The 4617-nt window shown below is 59.8% G+C and carries 4 protein-coding genes; 3 read left to right on the forward strand and 1 reads right to left on the reverse strand.

Going from position 1 to position 4617, the window contains the following annotated elements; translation table 11 throughout:
• From VGN12_07535 to VGN12_07545, 3 genes are all read left to right on the forward strand, one after another.
• Nucleotides 1-355 (forward strand): hypothetical protein (locus VGN12_07535; GenBank protein HEY4309289.1); only part of this gene is annotated, 355 nt, incomplete at its 5' end.
• Between the two features lie 111 nt (nucleotides 356-466).
• Nucleotides 467-2275: an IS1634 family transposase gene (locus VGN12_07540; protein HEY4309290.1), complete on the forward strand. Its 1809-nt coding sequence runs from the start codon at nucleotides 467-469 to the stop codon at nucleotides 2273-2275.
• A 249-nt stretch (nucleotides 2276-2524) separates the two neighbouring features.
• Nucleotides 2525-2668: a hypothetical protein gene (locus tag VGN12_07545; GenBank protein HEY4309291.1), complete on the forward strand. Its 144-nt coding sequence runs from the start codon at nucleotides 2525-2527 to the stop codon at nucleotides 2666-2668.
• Nucleotides 2669-3477: 809 nt separating this feature from the next.
• On the opposite strand, the gene VGN12_07550 is transcribed toward VGN12_07545, so the two are convergent.
• Nucleotides 3478-4596: an IS110 family transposase gene (locus tag VGN12_07550; protein ID HEY4309292.1), complete on the reverse strand. Its 1119-nt coding sequence runs from the start codon at nucleotides 4594-4596 to the stop codon at nucleotides 3478-3480.
• Between the last annotated feature and the right edge of the window lie 21 nt (nucleotides 4597-4617).

Genomic DNA, 4617 nt, shown 5'->3' on the forward strand with positions numbered 1-4617 from the left:
CATCCGGGCGGCAAGAGCGGTCCGTAAGCACAACCGGCAAGACAATTGCGCTCGGCTGAAGTTTTTACCTTACAGGCGTCGCAGCCAATGCCGATTGCAGGGGCTCATCAGTCGCCCACGGGAGGTAAAATCCTCACGGCCCCGGAAAGTGCCGGAAAGTGATAGAACAGCTGTTTCATTCGGAATCGAGATTCCCGAAAAGAGCGACTTATTGACGGTCACCGCTCGAATTCGTTTTCCTCAGCGCTACGGCCATTCCAGATGGCGTGGCGCAAAACCGAACGTGTGCTTCGTCTTAGCCTATGTTGCGCACACCTTGAAGAAAATTGGCGATTTTCAGCTGCCGGCGGGGTAAATTCCAGCCATTTTCTGTAGTGGATCGGGCCAGAGCGGCGTGTAGTGAAGACCTAGCCTCTTGATTCGCCGGCCTCCTCCTGGCCATCTTGTCAGGACCAAGGAGGAGGCGATGTTCCTTCGTCGCTACAGCCGAACAAAGGATGGCAAGAAGCACGTCTACTTCGCGCTCGTCGAGAGTGTCCGCACCGACCTCGGGCCACGACAGAATATCGTCGCCCACCTGGGTGAGCTGAATCATGACAGCGAGCGTCGATGGCAACGAACCGTCACCTTTTACAATCGGCAGGGCGATGCCAAACAACTTCGACTCTTTCCCGAGGATGACAGCATTCCTGTGCTTGCCGATCCCGACATCGTCCGCATTCGTCTGGGCTCGGTCAGCTGGAACAATGGGCGCCGCTTCGGAGACATCTGGTTGGCACGCTGGTTGTGGCAGTACGTGGGGCTCGACGTGATCGTCGCCCGTCATCTCCCGCAGGGGAAGGAGACCGTACCGCCTGCCGATGTTGTCGCCATCGAGGTGATTAATCGTCTGTGCCAGCCCTGCAGCGAATTTGCCTTGGCCGAGCACTGGTATGCCTCCACGGGCCTGGAAGATCTGCTGGGCGTTCCGGACAGCGAGGTCACCAAAGATCGTCTGTATCGAACTCTCGATCGATTGCGTCGGGCTCAGGAGCCCATCGAGAATGATCTCAAGGACAGCTTCGGCACTCTGTTCCAACTCGACTACGAACTGCTCCTGTACGACCTGACCAGCAGCTATTTCGAGGGGCTGGCCGAAGAGAACGACTTGGCGGCACGGGGCTATTCACGAGATCATCGCAGCGACTGCCCGCAAGTCGTGCTGGCGCTCGTGGTGACTCGCGAAGGCTTTCCACTGGCCCACTACACATTGCCCGGCAACAGCCAGGATGTGCAAACGGTCGAGAAGATCGTCAAGGCCATCGAACAGCGCTTCGGCAAAAGTCAACGTGTGTGGGTCATGGATCGCGGAATGATCAGCCAAGAGACCTTGGCGTTTCTCGGCAAATCGGGACGCCGTTATCTGCTGGCGACCAAACGCTCGGCCTTGGCCGCGTTTCAACAAGAACTGCGTTCGTCGGGGTGGCAGCGTCTCCCGGACCGCGAGGTTGACGTCAAACTCCTCAAGCGTCGCCGTGTGCACTATCTCCTGGCTCGAAGCGAGCCACGTCGCCAGAAGGAGCGCGCGATGCGGCGTCGGCAGCGACGCGGCTTGGCCCGGGATCTGAAAAAGCTGCAATCGCGAGTGGCCAAAGGGCGCCTGAAGAAACGTGACAAGATTGCCGAAGCGATCGGCAAACTCAAAGAACGCTACCCCAAAGCCAGGGGCTTCGTCGAGATCAGCATCAGCGACAATGGTCAATCAGTGACCTCCAAGTGGAAGGTCGCCAAGTTCAAGGCGGCACTGGCACGTGATGGCGCCTATCTCCTTCGCAGCAACCAAGCTGGCTGGACGGCTCAGGAGTTTTGGGAGACATACATTCAACTCACGGTGGTCGAACGCGCCTTCCGTATCCTCAAGAGCGATTTGCTGTTGCGACCCATTTGGCATCATTACAGCGGCCGCACGGAAGCGCATATCTTCATCTGCGTGCTCGCTTATGCCCTGTGGAAAACGCTCGATCATTTGGTGAAACGAGCCGGCCTACAGACGCTGATCAATAAACCCGACCTGGATCGCGACCCGGTGGCAGCCCCTCAGCCGCGACCGATGACGCCGGAGGCGGTCCTTCGTGAGCTGAGCAAAATCCAGATCGGAGACATCGAACTGGAGACGGTAACCGGGCAAAAACTCATGCTGCGGCGCGTCGCCCGGCCGACTCGAGAACAAAAACGAATCCTGGCGGCCCTGAACCTGGAGTTGCCGGAACGGTTGAGCTCCGACCGCCTTTTGTAGTGAAGACCCGGGGGGCGAATGTTAAAATTCAGCCGGAATTTAAACGGCGTCGCCTTTAGGTGCGCAACATAGGTTAACCGAAAACCGGTCGCGAGACGCTGGATCTCCAATTGATTGCCTGGGAGACATTTGTGGCCAAAGAGAAATCAACGTGTCGCGACAAAATGGGTGGCACCTCCCTGAAAGAGATGTTTGTGTCAAGATCCTCGCCGGAATTTTTTGAGAAGTAACGAAGTGCTAAAGAAGTAAATGACGACTGGTGACGACCTCGTGCTGGGGTTCTCGCGAGACTTGCGAGTGGCCGCGCCGGCGGGTGCTGGCCCCGTGCAGAACTGGCTTGAGCCCGAAAAAATGGTCGCGCCGCCAAAAACGACGCACCAGGATCGCGTCTAACGAGCGCTGAGCTGCCGGTTCGACTCAGGATACGTCCGTCCCCAGGCCATTCAGGCCATGGTGGTGAAGCGCGCGCAACGAGATTGAGTCCGCGCGCCGAGCGCAGATTGATTAAGATGGTCGTCGACCTGGCCGGAGGACAGGGCGACGCGGAGACGCGACCCGAGCGCCGCGCCAGGAGCCAAGACCGGAGATGGGGCGCCTGCTCATCTCGCAGCGGCGTCCCGTTTCTGTTCCGTAGAACTCTCCGGGATTGGCGCTAATGCGATAAATCTCGGGGGGTCTGGGGGGCAGAGCCCACCAGCCCGGTCTCCCGGTATTCCGATGGGGGATTAATGTGCTTCGGTTTTTCTCTGGTCGACAGGCGACGTCGGTTCGTACTACGGTCCATTGTTGGCGGGTTCGATCGCAGCCGTTCTTTTCGTCCGGAATGCCAACCCTGCAACTTGGCAGGGAGATTCTCGGGCCCGGCTGCACCCCGACACATCCCTTCGTGAATTCGGCGGCTGATTGACCAACCGTCGCGCGGTGCTCGTCGAGCACCGGCACAGATGATTTCTCGTGCGACCGTCCCGCAGGCCAGAGCCGTCTTAATCAAACCAACGTCGGGAACCGCAGCCGTGCGGTGAAGCACAACCGTCCCGTTCCAGGTGCCACCTCAGACTGGCTCTGACCGCGGGGGAAGACCATCCATTACGTGATGCCCTTCCAATGCAACCGTCCGTACGCCTCCTCAACGCAGATGTTCGTGCTCCTCTTCAACACAGGATTGTGGATCGTTGTTGACGCCGTCAGGCACAGTTTTCGGTTCAGGATTGCGGCACGATCACGTTCGCCTCCCGGGGGAGCCGCGATCGCGGCGGACCGCCGCAGACATAGGCTTCGTGTTTGTTCAGGAGATGCCAGATGATCGTCGCCAGCCGGCGCATCACCGCCACGCGGGCGATCTTCGAACCCCGGCGACGCTTGATCGCCCGGAACCAGGTGCGCATCCAGACGTCATCCCGCAATACGTGCAACACGAGCTGCCTCAGCAGGAACCGCGCGAGTGTGCTCCCTTGCTTGGTGATCGAACCCAGGCGCGTGGTCTCCCCCGAGTTGCGACTCCCCGGAGTCAGTCCCCAATAGTTGGCCAGACTGCGGGGATGCTTGAAACGGCGGATGTCGCCGATCCGCGATGCCAACCCCAGCGACGAGTACGCCGCCGCGCCGGGCATCGTCGAAATCAACCGCGCCGCCGGATTCGCTTCGTAACGCTGGAGAATTTCCGCTTGCAGTTGTTTGAGCTGCTTGCGCAATAGATCCTGGCGGGCCAGTTGATGATTCAGCTCGGCCCGCTCCATGGGCGCCAACGACAGTTGATCGAGCCATTTCCGGGCCCGCTGCGTCTGGATGCCCTTGGTCGGGCATTCTTGCTCCAGGTTGTGTCGGCGCAGGATCGCCTTCAGCCGATTGATCGATCGCGTCAGTTCCCGGCCCACGTCGTGCCGCAGGCTGGTCAGGCGGCGGTCGGCCTGCTCGTCGACGCTGGGCATTTGGATCCGCCGCAGGCCGCGAATCGGCAAGCCCTGCGCCACCCGGTCGCGGTTGATCCATAGGATTTCGCTCAAACCGCTGGCGTCGCGGCGGTCGGTCTTGTGGGAAGACTGCTCTCCCGGCTGCACGACGATCGTCTCGACGCAGCCGTGTTCGGGAAGCAGCTTGAGCAGCCACTGGTTGAACCCGCAGATTTCGACGACGGCCAGATAACCGCCGTGCGAAACGGCGAGTTCTCGCACCTCGTCGAAGAACGCCCGCACCTTCTGCCACTGGGTGCTGACTTGCCGGCGAACGAGCACGTTGCCCGATTCGTCACGAATGTTCACGGTCAATTGCTTGCGGTGCTGGTCGATACCGACGTACAACATAACGTGGTCCTCCTGGTCCATGAAATGGCTTCACCTTGGCGA

This window comes from Pirellulales bacterium (genome assembly GCA_036499395.1).
GTDB lineage: Bacteria > Planctomycetota > Planctomycetia > Pirellulales > JACPPG01 > JACPPG01.